The following is a 19,192-nucleotide window of genomic DNA, read 5'->3' on the forward strand; positions in this document are numbered from 1 at the left end:
TAATGCAAAAACTAGTGCAAGAAGTAGTGCATCAGGTGATGCAGGAAAGGAAAGGACAGGTGAAACACTTCTCTGCGGGCACACGTCGGGAATTGTCGTCAAGTACGGAATCACTTGTGGTGGGCGGCCATGTGCGCACCTTCTTGCTGGTTTCGCCAAGGGCTCCCTCAATTGCCGGAGCTGATTCCAACCCTGTGGAGGGAAGTTCGGCACCGGCCGCCGTCGTACTTGTTCTGCATGGTTCCAATCAGACTGGACGGGCAGTGCGAGCATTCAGCGGGCACAGTTTCGACACTCTTGCCGCCTCTGGCATGGCCGCAGTGGTGTACCCAGATGGCGTGAAGAAGCTCTGGAATCATTCGCGGACCGATGCTCGAGCAGTGGATGACGTTGCCTTCATGGCAGCTTTGGTGGACAATTTTCACGCCCAGTACGGACCCATTCCCGTCATCGTGGTTGGTTATTCCAATGGCGGGCAGCTGGTGATCCGGCTGATCCATGAAATCCCGGAGAAGCTCGACGGCGCAACGATCGTCAGTGCCACCCTGCCCCGGCCAGGTGGGCTGGCCTTTGCAGACCGGCATCTGCCCTTGCCTGTGTTGTTGATCCATGGGACGCGCGACAGGGTGGTGCGTTACGCCGGGGAAGGCAGCGTTTGGGGCCGGTTTGGCGGGAACCGTGGGCCGTCCGCTAAGGAAACGGCCGCCTATTTTGCGGCGAGGAACGGGATTACTAAAGCCCCTGACGCAGGCCTCCTGCCGCACCGTCCTGAAAGTGGAGGGACACACGTTCGGGTGCTCCGTTTTGAGCAGCCGGGCTGTGAACCGGTGCAGCTATACACCGTGGTGGGTGGCGGGCACGTGGTCCCCAATCGTCACAAGCGGGCAATCTTTGTCCTGGGCCGGACCACTCAGGACATCAGTACAGTGGAGGCCCTGATGGACTTTTTTCCTGCCCTGCAACGCTAGAACGAATGCGCGTGGCGTCGTGAACCACGTGGCTTTCAAAACAGATGTCTAGGTGTCCAGCCCGATCAGGCCGGCGGGTGCAGCCAGCGCTGAAGCCGCACTGTGACGATCATCCCCGGGCCGAAGCCAGCGGAGAATCCCATCTCAGTTCACTGCTTCCGTAACGGCGAGGAAGAATTTTGTAGTCGAGCTGGTGCCCATCCAGATGCAGAGGTGGAGGAACGTACGTTGTGTCTCCATAGTCTCCGATGGCTTTGCATAGCGGCGGGGTCAATTCGTGGGTGGGCTCGCCAGTTGGTGGTTTGGGCAAACTCATAAGTTCGCGTGCCGTGCGTGCCAAGGAAAGGTGCGCCGAACCACTCATGCCATCATTGCGTCCTCGTAGAAGTGTCAGAATGGCTGCCGCAGCACCCATGCCCACAGCGTGATCGAGAACCTGCACCGGCAGAGCCCCAGGTTTCCAGTGCCCGCCCTCGCCTGATCCATAGAGTGAAGAGATTCCGGTGGCGGCTTGGACGATGCTGTCGAAGCCTCTGCGATTGGCCCATGGGCCGTGATCCCCCCACGCATCGAAGGTCACGATCGGAAGCTGCGGGTACTCCATTTCTAGCGAATCGATGTCCAATCCGAATCGTTTCAGCGACTCTCCTCGATACCCCGTCAGAATGACGTCCGCGTGATCGATCAGGTCCCGAACGCGCTCTAAATCGGCCCTGAGGGCGAAATTGGCGAGGGCCGAGCGCTTGTCGAATCCGGTATCCATGTGCATGTCCCATAGCTCAGCCATGCCGGGAGGATCGATTCGGAGAACGTCGGCACCCAATGCACCGAGTAGCCGCGTTGCGGAGGGACCCGCGATGACTCGAGTGAGGTCAAGCACCTTAATCCCGGCGAGCGGGGCCGCAGTCGTAGCGACACCGGCTTTTTTGGGTGGCGATGGATCAAGAATTGTGCGCGGTTGGAATCGGATCCAAGGCTCCTTGCGAAGACAGCTGGCCTGCAAGGTGGACTCCCATTCCACGGGTGTCCGTACACGGACTGCCACCCCTCCAGCCTCAGTGACGAGTTTTTCGACGTCAGCGGCAGAGCGGTCACGAATTGCGGCGTCGACGGCGTCCGGCGTCGTGGCTCCCAGTGACGATAACAGTGCTGCCACATGATGCGGATAATTAGCATGCAGCCGAACCCAACCGTCGCCGGCCTGCCGAAACCCCGATAGTGGAGCGAATCCCTGCACGGACTTCCCATTCACCCGCAAATGGGTCCAAGACGCGAACGAGGCTGCCACGCTGGCAGATGAGAAAGCAACGTCAAGGGGGTTCCCGACGCTTGCTCCATAAGCGGACAGGGCGCGGGAAATCGTCAGCACCGAACCGAGCGCGAGCCCCTCAACATCAAGGTGTCCAGCCCACCACCAACGCGGCCCAGACCAATAAGGCCCAGACCAATAAGGCCCAGACCAATGAGGCGCAGCAGAAGGCGCAAAATCGCTCTCGCCTGGCGTGCCCAAGAGTTCTGGAATCCCGTCACTCGAATTCGCTTTCATAGCAACCGACTCATTTCATCCGGATCCGCATCGTGAAAGCATCTTATGCCCCTCCGACTTCGGCCACGAGGCCGTCACGCCTGCGCAGCTCCCACCACCTGCGCGGCTCCCACCACTCCCGCAGCATTGGCCAGCATGGCCGGAAAAATGGTGGCTCGCACGTTGATGAGCGGCAAATATTCGCCATGACGCACAGAAATGCCCCCACCAAGGATGATGACGTCAGGGGAGAAGAGGAACTCCACATGGCTCAGGTATTCCTGCAGCCGCACGGCATATTGCGCCCAGCTGAGTCCATCCCGTTCACGGGCGACGGCGGATGCTCCGGCTTCCGCTTTTCTCCCGCCAAGGAACAAATGCCCCAGTTCAAAATTGGGCACCAGGCGCCCATCGACCACCAACGCCGAACCAATGCCAGTGCCCAAGGTGAGCACCAGAACCACCGATCCACCCAAACCTGTCCCCAGCCCCGCACGGTGCGCAACCTCGGCTACTGCGGCGGCATCGGCGTCGTTCACCAACTTCACTTCGCAGCCCAATTGGGCCGAAAGAAAATCGTTGGCATTCACGCCAATCCACTCCGGGCTGATGTTCGACGCCGAGCACGCCACGCCATCGCGGATCACTGAAGGAAACGCCACGCCAACGGCCGCGTGTGTACTAGGCCATTGCCTTCGGAGTTCTTCCACCGCCAGTCTCAGCGCTTGCGCCACGGCATCCGGGGTGGCTGGCTGCGGCGTTGGCATCTGCGCAATCTGGCCCATCACGGCACCCGTGGCGGTGTCCACCACCGCGTACTTGATGGACGTGCCTCCCACATCTATGCCGATGCGCAAGGAATCGATGAGGGCGGAACGTTCTTCCCCATCCGTCGAGGGGGATGCCGGGAGCGCGGGCGCAGGCATAAAGACTGTCAAGGAGTGTCCTGAACGTGGTGCGGATTCAATGGTTAGACGAGCCAAGCGGTGGCTGCGCCAGGAAGTTTGCCGTCCTGAACATGCACGCTGGACAGCACGATTTTGCCCGGGGGAAGCTCGACTTCGGCCTCGCCAAAGTTGGTGACCACGCGCCAACCATTGGGGCGTACGAACTCCAGCACGCTTGAATTCTGGGTGTCCACCCAGTGAAGTTCCTCAGGGGCTTGCAGTGAATGACGCAGGGCAAGTGCCTCTTGATAGAGCGTCAAGGTGGAGTCGCGAACCCCGACTTGGGCACTAACAGCGACGTCGGCAAACCATGCCGGGGCGGGAATATGCGCTGGGGCGGTGCTAAAACCAAATGAGTCCGCTGCCGCATCCCAGGGTAAAGGCACCCGGCAACCGTCACGGCCGATCTCCACCCCGGTATTGCGCAAGAACGTTGGATCAGCCCGGTCGGCATCGGCAATGTCTCCCACTTCGTGGAGGCCCAATTCCTCACCTTGATACAGGTAGGCCGAGCCGGGCAGGCCCAGCATGAACAGCGTGGCGGCACGCGCTCTCCGCAAACCCAGTTCACGATCGAGCTCAGATTCCGGTGCGCCTGCCAGCAGCCAGGCCTTGCCATCTTGCCCTGTCTTCGGTAGCTCCTCCTGCGCCGCAGAATTGTTGGTGACGGCATGTGCTCCAACGTCTAAGTCGCCGACCGCTGGGAGCCCGTAGCGGGTGGCATGACGGACCACGTCATGGTTGGAAAGTACCCACGTGGAGGAGGCGCCGCTTGCTTGCGCTTGTGCCAGATTGTCCCGCACGATCGATGCGAAGGAGTCGGCGGTAAAGTCGGTCACGAGCAGATCGAAGTTGAATGCCTGACCCAAGCCCTCACTGGTGGCGTAACGTGCACGGCGAGAGTGGTGAACCCAAGCCTCGGCCACGGCCGTGCGCGGGGGCTCATACTGGTTGAATAAAGTACGCCATTGGGCATATATCTCGTGCACTGCGTCGCGGTCCCAGAACGGATGGGATCCGTCATGCCGTTCTTCCATAGCCATAATTTCGGCTTGGGAGGGCAGCGGCTCGGACAAATCCTTCACCAGTGCATGCGCGACATCAATCCGGAAACCGTCAACCCCGCGGTCTGACCAAAATTTGAGCGTCAGCAAGAAATCGTCGCGGACCTCGCTATTCGCCCAGTTGAAGTCGGGCTGTTCCGAGGCGAACAAATGCAGATACCACTGGCCGTCGGGAACGCGCGTCCATGCCGGTCCACCAAATACGCTTGTCCAGTCCGACGGCGGAAGCTCGCCATTGGTGCCATGGCCGTCACGGAAGATGTAGCGGTCCCGGGCAGCGGATCCTTGGGGGCTGAGCAGTGCTTCTTGGAACCACACATGCTTTTCGGAGGAGTGGTTGGGGACAATGTCCACAACAACTTTTAGGCCGCCGTCATGAAGCGCCGCCGTCATCGCATCGAAATCACTTAAGGTGCCCAAACGAGGATCCACGTTGCGGTAATCGGCAACGTCGTATCCGCCGTCGGCCAGTTCTGAGGGGTAGAACGGGCTTAGCCAGACAGCATCCACACCCAGATCCACCAGATAGGGGACCTTAGTCGTGATGCCTGCAATGTCTCCCAGACCATCGCCATTAGCATCATAAAAACTGCGCGGATAGATCTGGTAAACCGCAGCCTGACGCCACCAGTTGGGATCGGCGGAGGTTGACTGCGGGCTCTTGGCTGCAGGCGAGGAGGGGATCATGAGTGGAGCATCCTTCGTGGTGCGTGGACGACTATTGACGCGAACAGAATATTTTCGATCCATACATTCCAAACGGTACGTTCCAAATATTATATTTAGAACGTAAATTTATGTTCTGTTAGTATTATGGACATCGCATCGGCCCACGTCAAGGGGTATTTAGTGGAACACACGGCCAACACCCCACAGCAGCTACGACGCGCCAATATGGCCACCATTCTGGCGGTGTTGCGGCGAAGTGGAGCGGCAAACGGGACCGATCTAATTGATGCAACGGGGCTGGCGCGGGCCACTGTCATCGCTGTGTGCGATGACCTCATCAAGGCGGGGTGGGTGCAGGAGTTGCCTGCCCAGAAGCCGTCCACCGGGGTCCAGAAGGGCCGGCCCGCCCGCGTTTTTGAATTCGATGCCCGGGCCGGGTTCGTGGTGGGCTTGGACATTGGCATGGCCAAGACCACGGCGGTTGTGGCTGACCTCAAGGGCGCAATCTTGGCGAAGAATACCGTGGCCTTCGCGGCGATGGGCGTCCGTGCCGACTCTCCTGCGCCACGCTTTACCGTCATTGACCAAGCCATCTGCGCGGCTCTGGCGGATGCAGGGGCGGTCCCTGGTGAGGTCCTTGCCGCCGGGGTGGGCATCGCAGCGCCCGTGGATCGTGCTGGCAATATTCCGTCGGGGCAGCCGATGTGGAAAACATTTGATACTGGTATCAAAGACGAATTGCAGCGCCGTCACGGCTGGCCAGTGCTGATGGGCAACGATGCCAATCTTGCCGCTCTGGCCGAGGCCTGGATGGGTGTTGGCGCTGGCGTACAAGACCTTGCCGTCATGTTGGCGGGGGAGCGGATCGGGTTTGGTCTGATGGAATCCGGCCGTTTGCTGCGTGGGGCGCGTGGCCGGGCAGGGGAGGTCGGAAGCCTTGAACTGCTCGACGGCGTCGGGACCCCTGACGGCATTGCTCGCCTGGCGCGTGACTTGGGTGCGCAAACCGAGACGGCCGAGCTGACGCAATTTCCCAGCGCTGAACAGGTATTTGACGCCGCTGCCCGAGGGGACGCCGCAGCGGCGAAGATCCTCACAACGATCGCCGTGCGTCTAGGCCGCGTGATTGCTGTGGTTGCCACGTTCACCGACCCGGAACTGGTGGTCATTGGCGGGGCGGTGGCGGCGTCGTCGGCCGTGTTATTGGAAGCATTGGAAGCGGAACTGGCGAACTTTCTGCCCAGTCCTCCCCGTGTAGCAGTCTCGCCTCTTGGCGATTCCATCGTGAGCCTAGGTGCCGTGCGACTGGCCCTTGACCATGTGCAGGAGCACGTGCTGGAGCTAGTGCCTGGTGGCGGCGGAATGAGGGGCCGAAATAGCAGGCAGATGGAATGAAATAATTAACCCAGCCTGTGGATCAATCAGCTAAACTCATCGTGCACCTGAAATCGCGCTGTGTTGTATTGGGGCGTCCGCTAGACCTAGGCCAGGCACGTATCTTGCAAAGATGAGTGCTTACCGGAAGAGAAACAGCATCCATGGCACTCCTTGACTGGACCACCAGGCACACAAGGCGCACAGTCGCCAAGATTTCCGGAATATCGGTGGTGGCCGCCGTCGTGGTGGGTGGCGCAATCATTTACCCTGGGTTCACCACGGCGGATGTGAGCCTCAATGATGGCAGCGTGTGGGTCACCAACCGGTCCGCCGGGCTGGTGGGTCACCTCAACGATCAGTCAAAGGTGCTCGACGGCGGTTTTGGCGCCACAGCCACCAACTTTGACATCCTTCAGAACGCCGGGAACGTCTTTGTCAGCGACGCTGGCGGTTCCCTTCTTAGTCCCGTTGACGTGCCCTTGATGTCGGTTGCCTCAGAAACCAACTTAGGTGGTGGCAAGCAGGCTGCACAGGGCACCAACGTGGTGGCACTGACGGACTCTGGAACCGGAAAAGTGTGGGCACTTTCGGCCGCGGCCGTTCCCTCATTTAGCGATAAGACCAGCCCCACCATTCTGTCCGGGCTGGAAACCCCCGTCACCGTCGTGGCACCTGATGACACCGTTTACACGGTTGATGCAAAGTCCGGTGAGCTCGTCACCACCACGGTTGATGGCACCGGAAAGGTCGCCACCCAAGACCGTGTCAAGGTTGACGCTCTAGCCGGGCAAAAAGACATTCAGCTCACTGTTGCTGGCAATGAGCCTGTGGCGTTCTCCCCAGCGCTCGGGAAACTGTTTCTGCCAGGGAATAAGCAAATTGACGTGCCCGGTGCCGCTGGCGCCGTTTTGGCTCAGCCCACGGCTGACGGAAATTTTGTGGCTTTAGAAACCACTAAGGGATTGCTTCGCCAGCCCTTAGACGGATCCGCCGCGAAAACAGTTGAACTCGGTGGAACCGGTAAGCCCATTGCCCCCGTCGTTCAGGGAGACTGTATCCATGCGGCCTGGTCCGGCGCCAACAAGTATCTACATTCCTGCGCCGGCAGCGGGGACCTGGTGGATATTTCCAAGGCCACCGGGCAATCCTCATTTGTGTTCCGCAAGAACCGCGACGTCGTGGTTCTCAATGATGTCAACGGTGGCAGCGTCTGGCTCGTGAACCAAAACATGCTCCTGGTCAACAACTGGGACGATCTGAAGACTGATCTTAAAAACGCGGAGAATTCAGATAAAGAGTCTGCGGACCCTAACGTTGTCAATACTCTGCCGGACCGGACCAAGCCCAACCGTCCTCCAACTGCGGAACCGGATTCGTTTGGCGTACGTGCAGGCAAAACCACCATTTTGCCCGTGCTGTTCAACGACTCAGACCCCGACGGCGATGTCCTGACGGCGGAACCACCGGCGAAAGATCCCGAAGTGGGTGCCGTCCAATCCATCTACGGTGGCACCGGATTGCAAATCAACGTAGCTGCTGGAAAAACAGGCTCCTCAACGTTCAATTACACGGCCAATGACGGCCGTGGTGGCACTGCCCAGGGTGCCGTGGCCGTGCGGGTGGCTCCGGCTAGCGAAAACTCCGCCCCGAAACCGATGCGCCAATCCACCATGGTGGTGGAATCTGGCCAGTCCATGAGCCAAAATATTCTCTCCGACTGGATAGATCCGGACGGTGATGACATCTTTTTAGTTGGCGCCGTTCCCGGGGACAGCACAGCAACCATCAAAACGAGTCCCGACGGGGAACTGAAATACACCGATGACGGGGAGTCCTCCGGCATTAAAACCGTCACGGTGAGTGTTTCTGACGGGCAGTTGGTCACGGACGAACAAATAAAGGTTAACGTCAAGGCGGCCGGGAACGTGCCTCCGGTAGCTAACGCCGACTTCTTCAAGGCAGTGGTGGGACAGCCAGTGGTCCTGGCGCCATTGAAAAATGACCAGGACCCTGCCGGTGGCACGCTCCGACTGGCCAGTGTTGCCAAACCGGCCAATGCCACCTTGTCCGCCATAGCTGACAATGGCACGCTCAGCTTTACCTCCAGCGTTCCGGGCCCCGTCTACATGGAGTACCAGGTCACTAACGGCCCCATGAGCGCCACGGGCTTGATTCGCGTGGATGTGGTGGCGCAGGGGAATGCCGGTGCCCCGGTGGCCGTCAAAGATGTGGCATTGCTGCCCGCTGGAGGAACTGTCCTGGTGGACGTATTGGGCAATGATGAGGACCCTGCCGGCGGCGTTCTAGTGGTCCAATCTGTTGCCACATTGGCAGGCTCACCCATCTCAGCGGCCATCATTGACCGGCACATCGTCAAACTCACCGATGAACGCGGTCTGAACGCGAACACGAGTTTGAAGTACACCATTTCCAACGGCTCGGCCACTGCGACGGGGGAGATCTCCGTGATCCGCATCCCGGCCCCAGAGAAACTGCTGCCACCGCGTGCTGAAGCAGATTCCGCGATTGTCCGCGCTGGCGATATTGTCAGCATTCCGGTCCTGGCTAATGACGTAGACCCCAATGGTGAGGTACTGAAGAACCCAACGGTCGTTGAGGCTCCAGATCCAGCTCTGGGGCAATTGTTTACCGACCAAAACCAACTGCGATTCATTGCTGGCCCCACGGCCAAGACAGTCACCGGAGTGTACAAGGTAGCCAACAGCTCCGGTCAGTTCGACTCGGCCACGGTCACGATCACGATTGTGGCCGCGGATCCTGAGCACAACCTCCCACCAGCACCGAAGAACCTGACCGGCCGGGTCATTGCGGGGGACCAGGTGAAGATTGCCGTGCCACTGGTGGGGATTGACCCCGATGGGGACTCTGTGGAACTTGTGGGACTTGATAAGGCGCCTACTTTGGGCACCGCACAGATCGCCAATGGGTGGATCTACTACACGGCGGCAGGCAGTTCATCCGGAACTGATACGTTCACCTATCGAGTGCGGGACCGGCTCGGTGCGGAGGCCGTGGCCAGCGTAAACGTGGGGATCGCGCCGCCTTTGGCAGTGAATAACCCGCCCGTTACGGCGGATGATTTCATCACGATCCGGCCAGGGCGGAAGGTGGCGATCGATGTCCTGCTCAATGATGCGGACCCCGACGGCGGCCAGCTGGCAGTGGTCAAGGACGGCTTCAATGGGCCAGCGGAAATGGCGCCGTCTGTGACTGCCACGGGACGTGTAGTGGTCACCTCGCCGAAGGAACCGGGCACCGCCACCATGATGTACACGGCGACTGACAAATTTGGTGCAACGGCCACCGGGAATATCCGCATGACTGTAACCCCTGATGCGCCGCTGCGCGCACCCATCGCCCGTGATGACAGGGTCACCGTGGCGCAGACTTTGGGGAAGAACACTGTGGATGTCCCCGTGCTGGAAAACGACGAGGACCCCGACGGCGTCACCGATGATCTGAGCGTCAAGCTGGCGCCAGTTCCCGGGGCAACCGCACCGGATGCCACTGTCTCCGCCAAGGGTGTAGTGCGGGTGGCCCTTAGCCCGGTAGAGCAGATGATTCCCTACACGGTCACAGATGTGGATGGCCAAACAGCTACAGCCGTCATTTGGGTACCAGGACAGGGGAAGCAGTATCCGGTTCTGGCCAAGACCGATGTCATCAAAGTCGTGGCTGGACAATCCGCCACCTTGAACCTTGCCGATTACGTCAAGGTGCGCGATGGCCGCAAACCACGCCTGACGCAGGCCTCAAAGATCACGTTGCTAGGTGCCAGTGCCGATAACGTCATTGTTGGTGACGGTGCGGGTATCAAGTACGCAGCCAACCTTTCCTTCTTTGGGCCCGGTTCCATAACCTTTGAAGTCACTGACGGTTCCGGGCCGGATGATCCTGATGGCCTGAAGTCGACGTTGACAGTCATGACGCAGGTGGAGAAGGCGCCGGATGCTGCCATCAATACTCCGCCCACTTTCAGGGGCACTACGGTAGATGTGCCGCAGGCGGAAACTGTCACCCAAAACCTTGCGCCACTGGCTACCGACCCTGACCCGGGCGAGCAAGAGAAGCTCAAGTTCGCCATGGCAGGGTCAGTCCCCGCAGGATTCAAGGTGTCGCTGGAAGGCACCGTGCTCACGATCTCCCAAGCTAGTGGCACCAAAGTAGGTCAGCAGGCAACAGTCCAAGTCTCCGTCACTGATGGGAAGAACCCGGCGGTGACCACAGACGTTCTGCTGAACGCCATCTCGTCTTCCAAACCGCTGACTGTGGCCAACGACGACGTTGTTTCAGACGCGCACGCTGGCCGTGCTGAGGTGATCAAGGTGCTGACAAACGACGTCAACCCGTTCCCGGACACGCCTCTTAAAGTGGTGGGAACTTCCGTTGAAACCGGTAGCGCCGGCATCAGCGTTTCCAACAATGCTGACTCTGTCACAGTGAACTCCGATGAAAACTACAAGGGCACAGTTGTGGTGCGGTACGTGGTGGAGGACAAGACAGCGGATCAAGCCCGCTACGCCAACGGCCGTATCCGCATCACCATCAAGGGCAAGCCTGATGCTCCGTCCAAACCGCAGGTAGTGGAGGAGAAGGACCAGTCGGTGCTGTTGTCCTGGACTTCCCCGGCGGATAACGGCTCACCCATTAGCAAATACACCGTGGCCTGGGCTGGTGGTTCGCAGGACTGCGGCACCAACACGTGCACCATCACCGGTTTGAAGAACGCCTTACCGTACAAATTCACTGTCACTGCCACGAACGACGTCGGCACCTCCGCGGCGTCGGCGGCGTCGGCTACCGCTACCCCTGACCGTATACCCGATGCTCCCAACGCACCGGTGGCGAAGTTTGGCGATAAGGAAGTGGCACTGACTTGGAACACTCCGGTGGGTGAGTTCTCCGCCGTGAAGTCCTACAACGTGCAGATCTCTCCCGCCCCGGCAGGACAAAATGGGCAAAAGACTGCCGTGGTGGGCAATAGCCTCACGTGGACCGGGCTGACCAATGGCACCGCCTATCAATTCCGTGTGCAGGCTGTGAACAACGCACCGAAACCCTCAGAGTGGGGTAAATATTCGGCCTCCGAAATCCCTGCCGGAATTCCGGCAGCTCCCGGTGCCCCCACGGTGACTGCAGCACCGGCGTCCGGCGGTAACACTCAAGTAACGGTCTCTTGGGGTGAGCCGTTCACTAACGGGGACGCTATCAGTGCCTATGTGCTGGAAGTTTCGGGTGGTGGGCAGGCTACCCGCACAATTACGACCTCCGCCACGACTCAAGCCGTCAGTATCAACAACTCCACCGCCAGCTACCAGTTCCGCGTCAATGCCAAAAATAAGGCAGGCACCAGCGCTTACGGACCGCTGTCCGCTCCGCAACGGGCAGTGGGCAAAGTGGGGATGATGGCAGCACCAGGGCTAACAATTCAAAATACGTCCGGAGCCGGTGGCGCTGTTCAGGTCACGTATTCGCCATTGGGCGAGAACCAGCTTGATGGTTACGCTGCCAGTGAGGTTACGTACTGCGTGAAGCTCTCCTCCCAAGCTTCTGAGCAGTGCGGAGTGGCTTCTGGCACCACGCTGGCTAGTCCAAACAATGTGGATGTTTTCGCCACGGTGCGAGCCATTGGTTCAGCGGCCGGAAAACAGTCAGGTGGTGACGCCTCCCCGGCGTCTACCACCGTGCACCCCTACGGTGTGCCCGGACAAGTGTCGGTGACAGGCAGCAAGGCTGCGCAGACTGTGCTGACGCTTAGCTGGACCTGGGTCAAGCCAAACAGCAACGGCGATATTATTCGCAGATATGAGGTTAGCCTCAACGGTGGCGGCTGGACCGACGCGGGTGACGTGTATTCGTATTCAACGCCCGCAAGCGCCTTCAGCGAAAGTAAGACACTAGCGGTTCGCGCCTGCAACGCCGGGGGCTGTGGTGTGCCTTCGCCTGCTGTTACTTCCACGGCCGGCGATCCGCCAACACCTCCCGTCACGCAATGGTCCATGACGAACATCGACAATGACAGCTGCATGGACCCGGCCGGGGGCACAAACTGGAATCCGCCGAGAAGCTGTAATGGTAGCCACTGGCTGTATCGCGGACAGACCATGACGACCAGATGCTACATCAACAGGAACGGCTCCGTGCCAGGAAAATGGTATCTACAGATTGATGGCCCTAATGCGGCAAATAACGGCTTGTATGCGCGCTGGGACGCTTTCAGTGATGCTCAGCGTGCGCAGCCGATCCCGCCGTGCTAACGCGGGCAAGCTAATGGATGGAAGTGCGCGAGCGACATGAGCGTGGTCCCATGGGTTGGCCTCCCCATTGCATTTTTGAACGGTAATACGGCAGAATCACAGATGGGGAATAAGCCCAATCGCGCGCGGAATGCCGCCGGCTAACGTTTTGAAGTGTAAGGAAAAGATGTATCACCGTGCCCGGCACGGCGACACAGCAAGGGTGTTTGAATGGTTTTCTCAGCTATCGTCAACAGGTCTCAACGCAGTAAGAAAGCAATGGGTATCACCAGCGCGGCCGTGCTGGCGTCAGCACTGGTGGCAGGCGCAGTCATTTACCCTGGCTTCAATACGGCGGACGTTGTCCTCAATGACGGAAGTGTCTGGGTCACCAACAGCACCGTGAACATGGTGGGCCATCTGAACGTCCAATCGAAAGTCCTCGACGGCGGATTCACCGCAACTACCACCGGATTTGACGTGCTCCAGAACTCCGGAACCGTCTACATGGATAACGATTCCGGCTCTCTGTTGAACCAGGTGAACGTCCCAGCAATGGCGCTGACGTCGGACACCACTTTGGCAGGGACCAAAAAAGTATCTCTGGGCAGTGAACTGACAGTCATCACAGACCCCGCTGCCGGCAAGGTTTGGGCACTGCCCGAATCAGCCGTTTCATCGTTTAACGACAAGACCACCAAGCCGGTCCTCTCGAAAGCGACTAACGCTCAGGCCGTCGTCGGACTTAATACCACCGGTGGAGTGAGTGACGTTTTTGTCCTAGATCCCCGCGGCGGCGAATTGACCACTTTGAAGGTCAGCGCTGATGGCAAGGTGGCAGATAGCTCCACGGCCAAGCTGGACTCTCTGCCGGATTCGGGCAAGCTCCAGCTCAGTGTGGTCGGTGACCAGCCAGTCGTTTTAGACCCAAGCATCGGTACCTTGTTTTTGCCGGGCAATAAAAAGGTTGCTGTGCCCAACGGCAAAGACGGTAAATTACAGCAGCGCAGCACCGACGGAAAATCCGTTGCTGTTGAGACGGCCAAGGGCTTGGTCCTGCAGCCACTCGGCGGTAGTCAGGCGACCATCGTCGATGCCGGAGCCACCGGGCGGGCCATAGCCCCGGTACTCCAGGATGGCTGTGTGCACGCAGCCTGGAACGGTTCCAACAAATACTTGCATCACTGCCCTGGCCAAGAGGACAAGGTGGTGGCTGTTCCCAAAGCTGGCGGTCAAAGCGAGCTCGTTTTCCGGCAGAACCGCGACGTTGTGGTCCTCAATGACACCGCCGGTGGCGACGTGTGGCTGGTGAACCAGAATCTGCTGCTGGTAAATAATTGGCAGGACCTGACCACGGACCAGAAAAACGCGGATAACGCCGACAAAGAGTCGGCAGACCCGAACGTGGTCAACACCTTGCCGGATAGAACAAAACCGAACCGGCCGCCAGAGGCGGTAGCCGATTCCTTTGGCGTACGGGCGGGTAGCACCACATTGCTACCCGTGCTTTATAACGACTCCGACCCGGACGGTGACGTTCTGACCATCAGCGAGAACGCGCCTTCCATCAAAGCCGGAACACTGCAGACCGTATACGGCGGAACCGGGCTACAACTAGTGGTGCCTGCCTCCGCTGCGCCCGGAACTGAAAGTTTCAGCTACACGGCCAGTGACGGCCGTGGTGGCACGGCGGCTGCACCGGTAAGCGTGCGCGTGGTGGCTGAGAGTGAAAATTCTGCGCCCGTCTCCCTGCGGCCCACCACGGTGGTGGTGGCACAAGGTGCGTCCATTAGCCAAAATGTGCTCGCGGACATGATCGACCCCGACGGTGATGAAATCTACCTGGTGGGAGCCACCGCGGGAGACGCAACGGGGCAGGTGAAGTTCACCCCCAACGGCGAACTGACATATATAGACAACGGCGAAGACAGCGGCCCGAAGACCGTCACGATCAAGGTCTCCGACACACGCGCCATTACGGAAAAAACCATCCAGGTCAGTGTCAAGCCTGCCGGCGGGGTACCGCCAATAGCAAATGCCGACTACGTGCGCGTGGTGGCCGGGCAGAGCGCCGTGGTGTCACCACTGAAGAACGATCAGGACCCCTCCGGAGGTGAGTTACGCCTGGCCAGCGTGGATAAACCAGCCAATGGCGAGGTCTCCGCCATTGCCGACAACGGTACTTTCACTTTCACTTCCACTGCCACCGGCACCGTATACCTGCCCTACCAAGTAACCAACGGCCCGCAGAGCGCCACCGGCCTGATCCGAATTGACGTGCAGCCAGCCGTAGACGCGGCGCCCATCGCCGTCAAGGACACCGCAATGCTCCCCGTGGGTGGGACCACGCTGGTGGATGTACTGGGTAATGATTCTGATTTATCCGGCGGGGTGCTGGTGGTCAAATCCGTCAGCGTTCCCGCAGGATCAGGGTTGAGCGCTAACGTCCTGGACCACCACGTAGTCAAGCTCACTGATATCAGTGATCCAGGCCAGCCGGTGACCATCACTTACACCGTCTCCAATGGTAAAGGCACAGCGACGGGAACCGTCTCCGTGGTTCGGATCCCGGCTGAATCGACACTTCAGCCGCCCGTGGCCCGCCCGGACACCGTGAACGTCCGGGTAGGTGACGTGGTGCGCATCCCCGTACTGGCAAATGACTATGATCCCAATGGTGATGTTCTCAAACACCCGGAAATCACCCAGCGCCCTGACGAAGCAACCGGGAAACTGTGGGTTGACCAAGACGCCCTGCGCTTTTTGGCTGGCCCCACAGCTGGCAGCGTCTCTGCCATCTATAAAGTCACCAATAACTCCGGCCAAGTAGATTCGGCAGCGGTGAGCATCAATGTCATTGCCGCGGACCCTGAGCACAACCTGCCGCCGGCGCCAAAGAATGTCACAGGCCGCGTGATCGCTGGTACGGCAACGCGTATCCAGATCCCACTCGATGGCATAGACCCCGACGGTGATTCGGTTCAGTTGATAGGCATAGGGACCCCACCCAAGCTGGGTACAGCAGTGGCTGGTAACGGCTTCATCAGCTACACGGCAGCGGGAAATTCTGCTGGCACCGATACGTTCACCTATAGGGTCAAGGATCGTCTGGGCGCCGAAGCCGTGGGCACAGTAGAGGTGGGCATTGCCAAGGCAGCCGCCGTCAACCATCCACCGGAGGCAGCTGACGACTTCATCTCCATGCGCCCGGGCCGACAAGTGGCCTTGGATGTGGTGCTCAACGACTCCGACCCTGACGGTGACAAGCTCGCCGTGGTCAAGAACGGTTTTGCGGGCCCAGAGGAGATGGCACCGCGGGTCACCGATCTGGGCCGTGTAGTCGTCACCGCACCGCAGGCAGCGGGGACGGCAACGCTGGGCTATACCGTAGCTGACCCTTCGGGGGCGAGCGATCACGGCAACATTCGCATGACTGTCACCCCTGACGCCCCTCTGCGGGCGCCGATTGCCCGCGATGACACCGTCACGACCGAAGAAGCCTTGGGTAAGAACACAGTCAATGTTCCGGTGCTCAAAAATGACGAGGACCCGGACGGCGTAGCGGAGCAACTCAAAGTCACCTTGGCCCAGACAACGCCCACGGCATCCGTCAACCAGGACGGAACGCTGCAGATTGCGCTCACTGATGGACCTCAGATGGTGGCGTACACGGTGACTGACCAGGACAAGCTGGCATCCACCGCCATTGTGTGGGTTCCCGGACTCGGCGAGCAATATCCCGTGCTGTCCAAGACGGACATCATCAAGGTCCAGGCGGGTTCCACGGCCACTCTGCGACTGAGTGATTACGTCAAAGTCCGTGCCGGGCACACTCCTCGGGTGACACAGGTGGATAAGATCTCTTTGATCGGTGCTCCCACCACCGGCTCACTCTCCGCAGACGGCAGTTCCATTCTGTACAAGTCCAACGAGGACTTTTACGGACCTGGCTCCATCACCTTTGAAGTAACCGACGGCACCAGCCCCGAGGACCCGCAGGGTCTCAAATCCACGCTGACGGTGATGACGGATGTTCTTCCCGCCCCGGCTAAGAACCTTGCCCCCAAGTTCATCGGAACGGCGTTGAACGTGGCCCAGGTGGAATCGGTTGAGTCCAACCTTGAGCTGCTGGCTAGCGATCCGGAGAAGGATTCGCTGAAGTTCTCGCTGACGGGGAAGTCTTCGGCAGGTCTGAAGACGGAGATCAACGGGGCAGTGCTCAAAGTGACGGCAGAGAAAAATGCTGTGCTGGGATCAACGCAAACCGTGGACGTTCAAGCGAGCGATGGCCACAATCCGCCGGTAGATGCCCAGATCACCGTGACTGTGACCTCGTCCAACAAGCCGCTGGCTGTGGCGAATGATGATTCCGTGCCGGACGCCCACGCTGGCCGGACGGAAAGCGTGCCCGTCCTCTCCAATGACGTCAATCCGTTCCCGGACACAGCGTTGAAGATCGCCGACGCGAAACTTGTCACCGGTGCCTCCGGCACGAAAGTCGCCGTGGCCGGGGATAAAGTCAACGTCACGGCGCCCGAGGACTTCACCGGCAACGTGGTGGTCAGTTACACCTTGGAAGACAAGACAGGCGACCCCGCACGACGCGTGAATGGGCGGATCGTGATGAACGTCAAGGGCAAGCCCGGAGTACCCACTGCTCCGCGGGTTGAAGAGGTCAAGAGCAAGCAGGTCATGCTCAAGTGGTCCACGCCGGTGGACAACGGCTCGCCGATCACCGGATATACGGTCAAGAAGAGCGACGGCGGCACGCAGAACTGTGCCACCAACACCTGTTTGATCACGGGGCTGACGAATGCCAAGCCCTACACTTTCGTTGTGAGTGCCAAAAACGCTGTGGGCGAGTCCGCAGATTCACCGGCGTCGGCCAAGGCGACGCCGGACCAGCAGCCGGACACACCGGCTGCGCCCATGGTGGTGCGCGGAGATACGCAGCTCGATGTCAGTTGGGTTACTCCTGTGGGCGAGTACTCGCCCGTCTCCAGCTATAACGTCCAGATTTCCCCGGCACCCAAGGGACAGAACCCGCAAAAGACCGGTATCAAGGGCAACAAGGTGACGTGGACGGGGCTGACCAACGGTGTGGCCTACACTTTCCGGGTACAGGCGCTCAATGCTGCACCCAACCCGTCGAACTGGAGTCCGTACGCGCCAGTACCGGTCAAGCCTGCCGGTAAGCCGTTCACCCCAGCGGCTCCAACTACTACGTTGGTGAGTCCTGCCGGTACCACAAACCAGGTCCGCGTTGATTGGAAAGAACCCAATCTCAACGGTGGCATACTCAAAAACTACACACTCACCACGTACTTGGACGGGCAGACGAAGGGGTCGGTATCGACTACGTCGCCGACCGCCACAGTGGATCTGCCCAATGGAACCGGAGCCTATACCTTCCGGGTGGTGGCGACCACCGAAGTGAGCTCCTCCGGAGCCAGTGCGCCCTCGGCGGGCCGGCGCTCCGTGAGCAAGCCGGGCCAGGTGCAGGGAGTCACCATTGCCGAGGCCAACACCGGCGCTGCCGGAGGCAAGGTCACTGTGAACTTCACACCGCTTTCAGGAACGGGGACCGGCGGTTCCACCGGAGGTGAGCTGGTGTACCACGCCAAGGTGAGCTCCAATGGAACCGATGTGGTGGTCACACCCGGCGCGAGCGTCCCGGCACCCAACGGAGACGCGACTACCGTGACCGTTTACGCGAAGTCTTCGGCGTTCGCCACAGCCGGGGACGCCTCTCCGAAGTCGAATTCAGTTACGCCCTTCGGTACTCCTGGCACTGCCGGGGTGGGGGGCAGCAACGGCGGTACCGGGAGCACATCCTTTAGCTACAGTTGGAGCTTCCCCGGAGGGGCAGTGGATGCAGCCAGCGTCCAGGTCAAGGTGGGCAATGGCGGGTGGGCTTCCAAGAGCAGTAACGGCAGCGCCAGCTATAACACCGGGGGCAACGATAAAACGGTGACCGTCTCGGTACGCTCTGTGAACTCGGTAGGCACGTTTGGTCCCATTGCGTCCAAGAATCTCTCGAGTGGACCGCCCAAGCCGCCGGCACCTACTGAGTGGGATATGCACGCCACTCCCACGCAGACCTGTTTGGAAACCGCCTCTGGCAACTCCGACCACTTCACCCCAGGTAACCCGGCGAATTGTTCCTCACAATGGTTGAAGGCGAACGTGAACGTCAAGGTCAACTGCTACCGCGACTGGGGCTCAAACCGCTGGTTACACATCAGCACGCCAGGCTACGGCGGCTATGGTTTCGCCAAGGCGTCGACCACGAGTTTGGAGAGCACTCCGTCCGGCATGCCGAAGTGCTAAACCATTTTGATTTGAGCGCCTTTTCCGTCACACTTCGAGTAATCTTCGCCGCTAA

7 protein-coding genes are annotated in these 19,192 nt (G+C 59.8%); 4 read left to right on the forward strand and 3 right to left on the reverse strand.

Annotated features, from left to right (window positions below; all coding sequences use genetic code 11):
• Positions 1–59 precede the first annotated feature (59 nt).
• Positions 60–968 (forward strand): alpha/beta hydrolase family esterase, encoded by a 909-nt coding sequence (locus LOH53_RS16895; RefSeq protein ID WP_230066004.1) that lies wholly within the window; start codon positions 60–62, stop codon positions 966–968.
• Positions 969–1,077: 109 nt separating this feature from the next.
• On the opposite strand, the gene LOH53_RS01840 is transcribed toward LOH53_RS16895, so the two are convergent.
• From LOH53_RS01840 to LOH53_RS01850, 3 genes are all read right to left on the reverse strand, one after another.
• Positions 1,078–2,514, reverse strand: a complete 1,437-nt coding sequence (locus LOH53_RS01840) for a CoA transferase (RefSeq protein WP_230066005.1) — start codon at positions 2,512–2,514, stop codon at positions 1,078–1,080.
• Positions 2,515–2,588: 74 nt separating this feature from the next.
• Positions 2,589–3,419 carry a polyphosphate--glucose phosphotransferase gene (gene ppgK, locus LOH53_RS01845; RefSeq protein ID WP_230066006.1) on the reverse strand — a complete coding sequence of 277 codons (831 nt, stop codon included), beginning with the start codon at positions 3,417–3,419 and terminating at the stop codon, positions 2,589–2,591.
• Positions 3,420–3,463: 44 nt separating this feature from the next.
• Positions 3,464–5,191, reverse strand: a complete 1,728-nt coding sequence (locus LOH53_RS01850) for a glycoside hydrolase family 13 protein (protein ID WP_230066007.1) — start codon at positions 5,189–5,191, stop codon at positions 3,464–3,466.
• A gap of 126 nt (positions 5,192–5,317) precedes the next feature.
• Here LOH53_RS01850 and LOH53_RS01855 point away from each other — a divergent pair, with 126 nt between their 5' ends.
• The 3 genes from LOH53_RS01855 to LOH53_RS01865 all read left to right on the forward strand — a co-directional run bounded on the left by LOH53_RS01855 (position 5,318) and on the right by LOH53_RS01865 (position 19,137).
• On the forward strand, positions 5,318–6,568 hold the full coding sequence (locus LOH53_RS01855) for an ROK family transcriptional regulator (protein WP_230066008.1): 1,251 nt from the start codon (positions 5,318–5,320) through the stop codon (positions 6,566–6,568).
• Between the two features lie 143 nt (positions 6,569–6,711).
• A complete protein-coding gene (locus tag LOH53_RS01860) occupies positions 6,712–12,828 on the forward strand; it encodes an Ig-like domain-containing protein (RefSeq protein ID WP_230066009.1) in 6,117 nt (2,038 codons plus the stop codon).
• Positions 12,829–13,038: 210 nt separating this feature from the next.
• Positions 13,039–19,137, forward strand: a complete 6,099-nt coding sequence (locus LOH53_RS01865; RefSeq protein ID WP_230066010.1) for an Ig-like domain-containing protein — start codon at positions 13,039–13,041, stop codon at positions 19,135–19,137.
• Positions 19,138–19,192: the final 55 nt, after the last annotated feature.

It is taken from the genome of Arthrobacter cryoconiti, from assembly GCF_020905375.1.
Taxonomy (GTDB): Bacteria; Actinomycetota; Actinomycetes; order Actinomycetales; family Micrococcaceae; genus Specibacter; species Specibacter cryoconiti.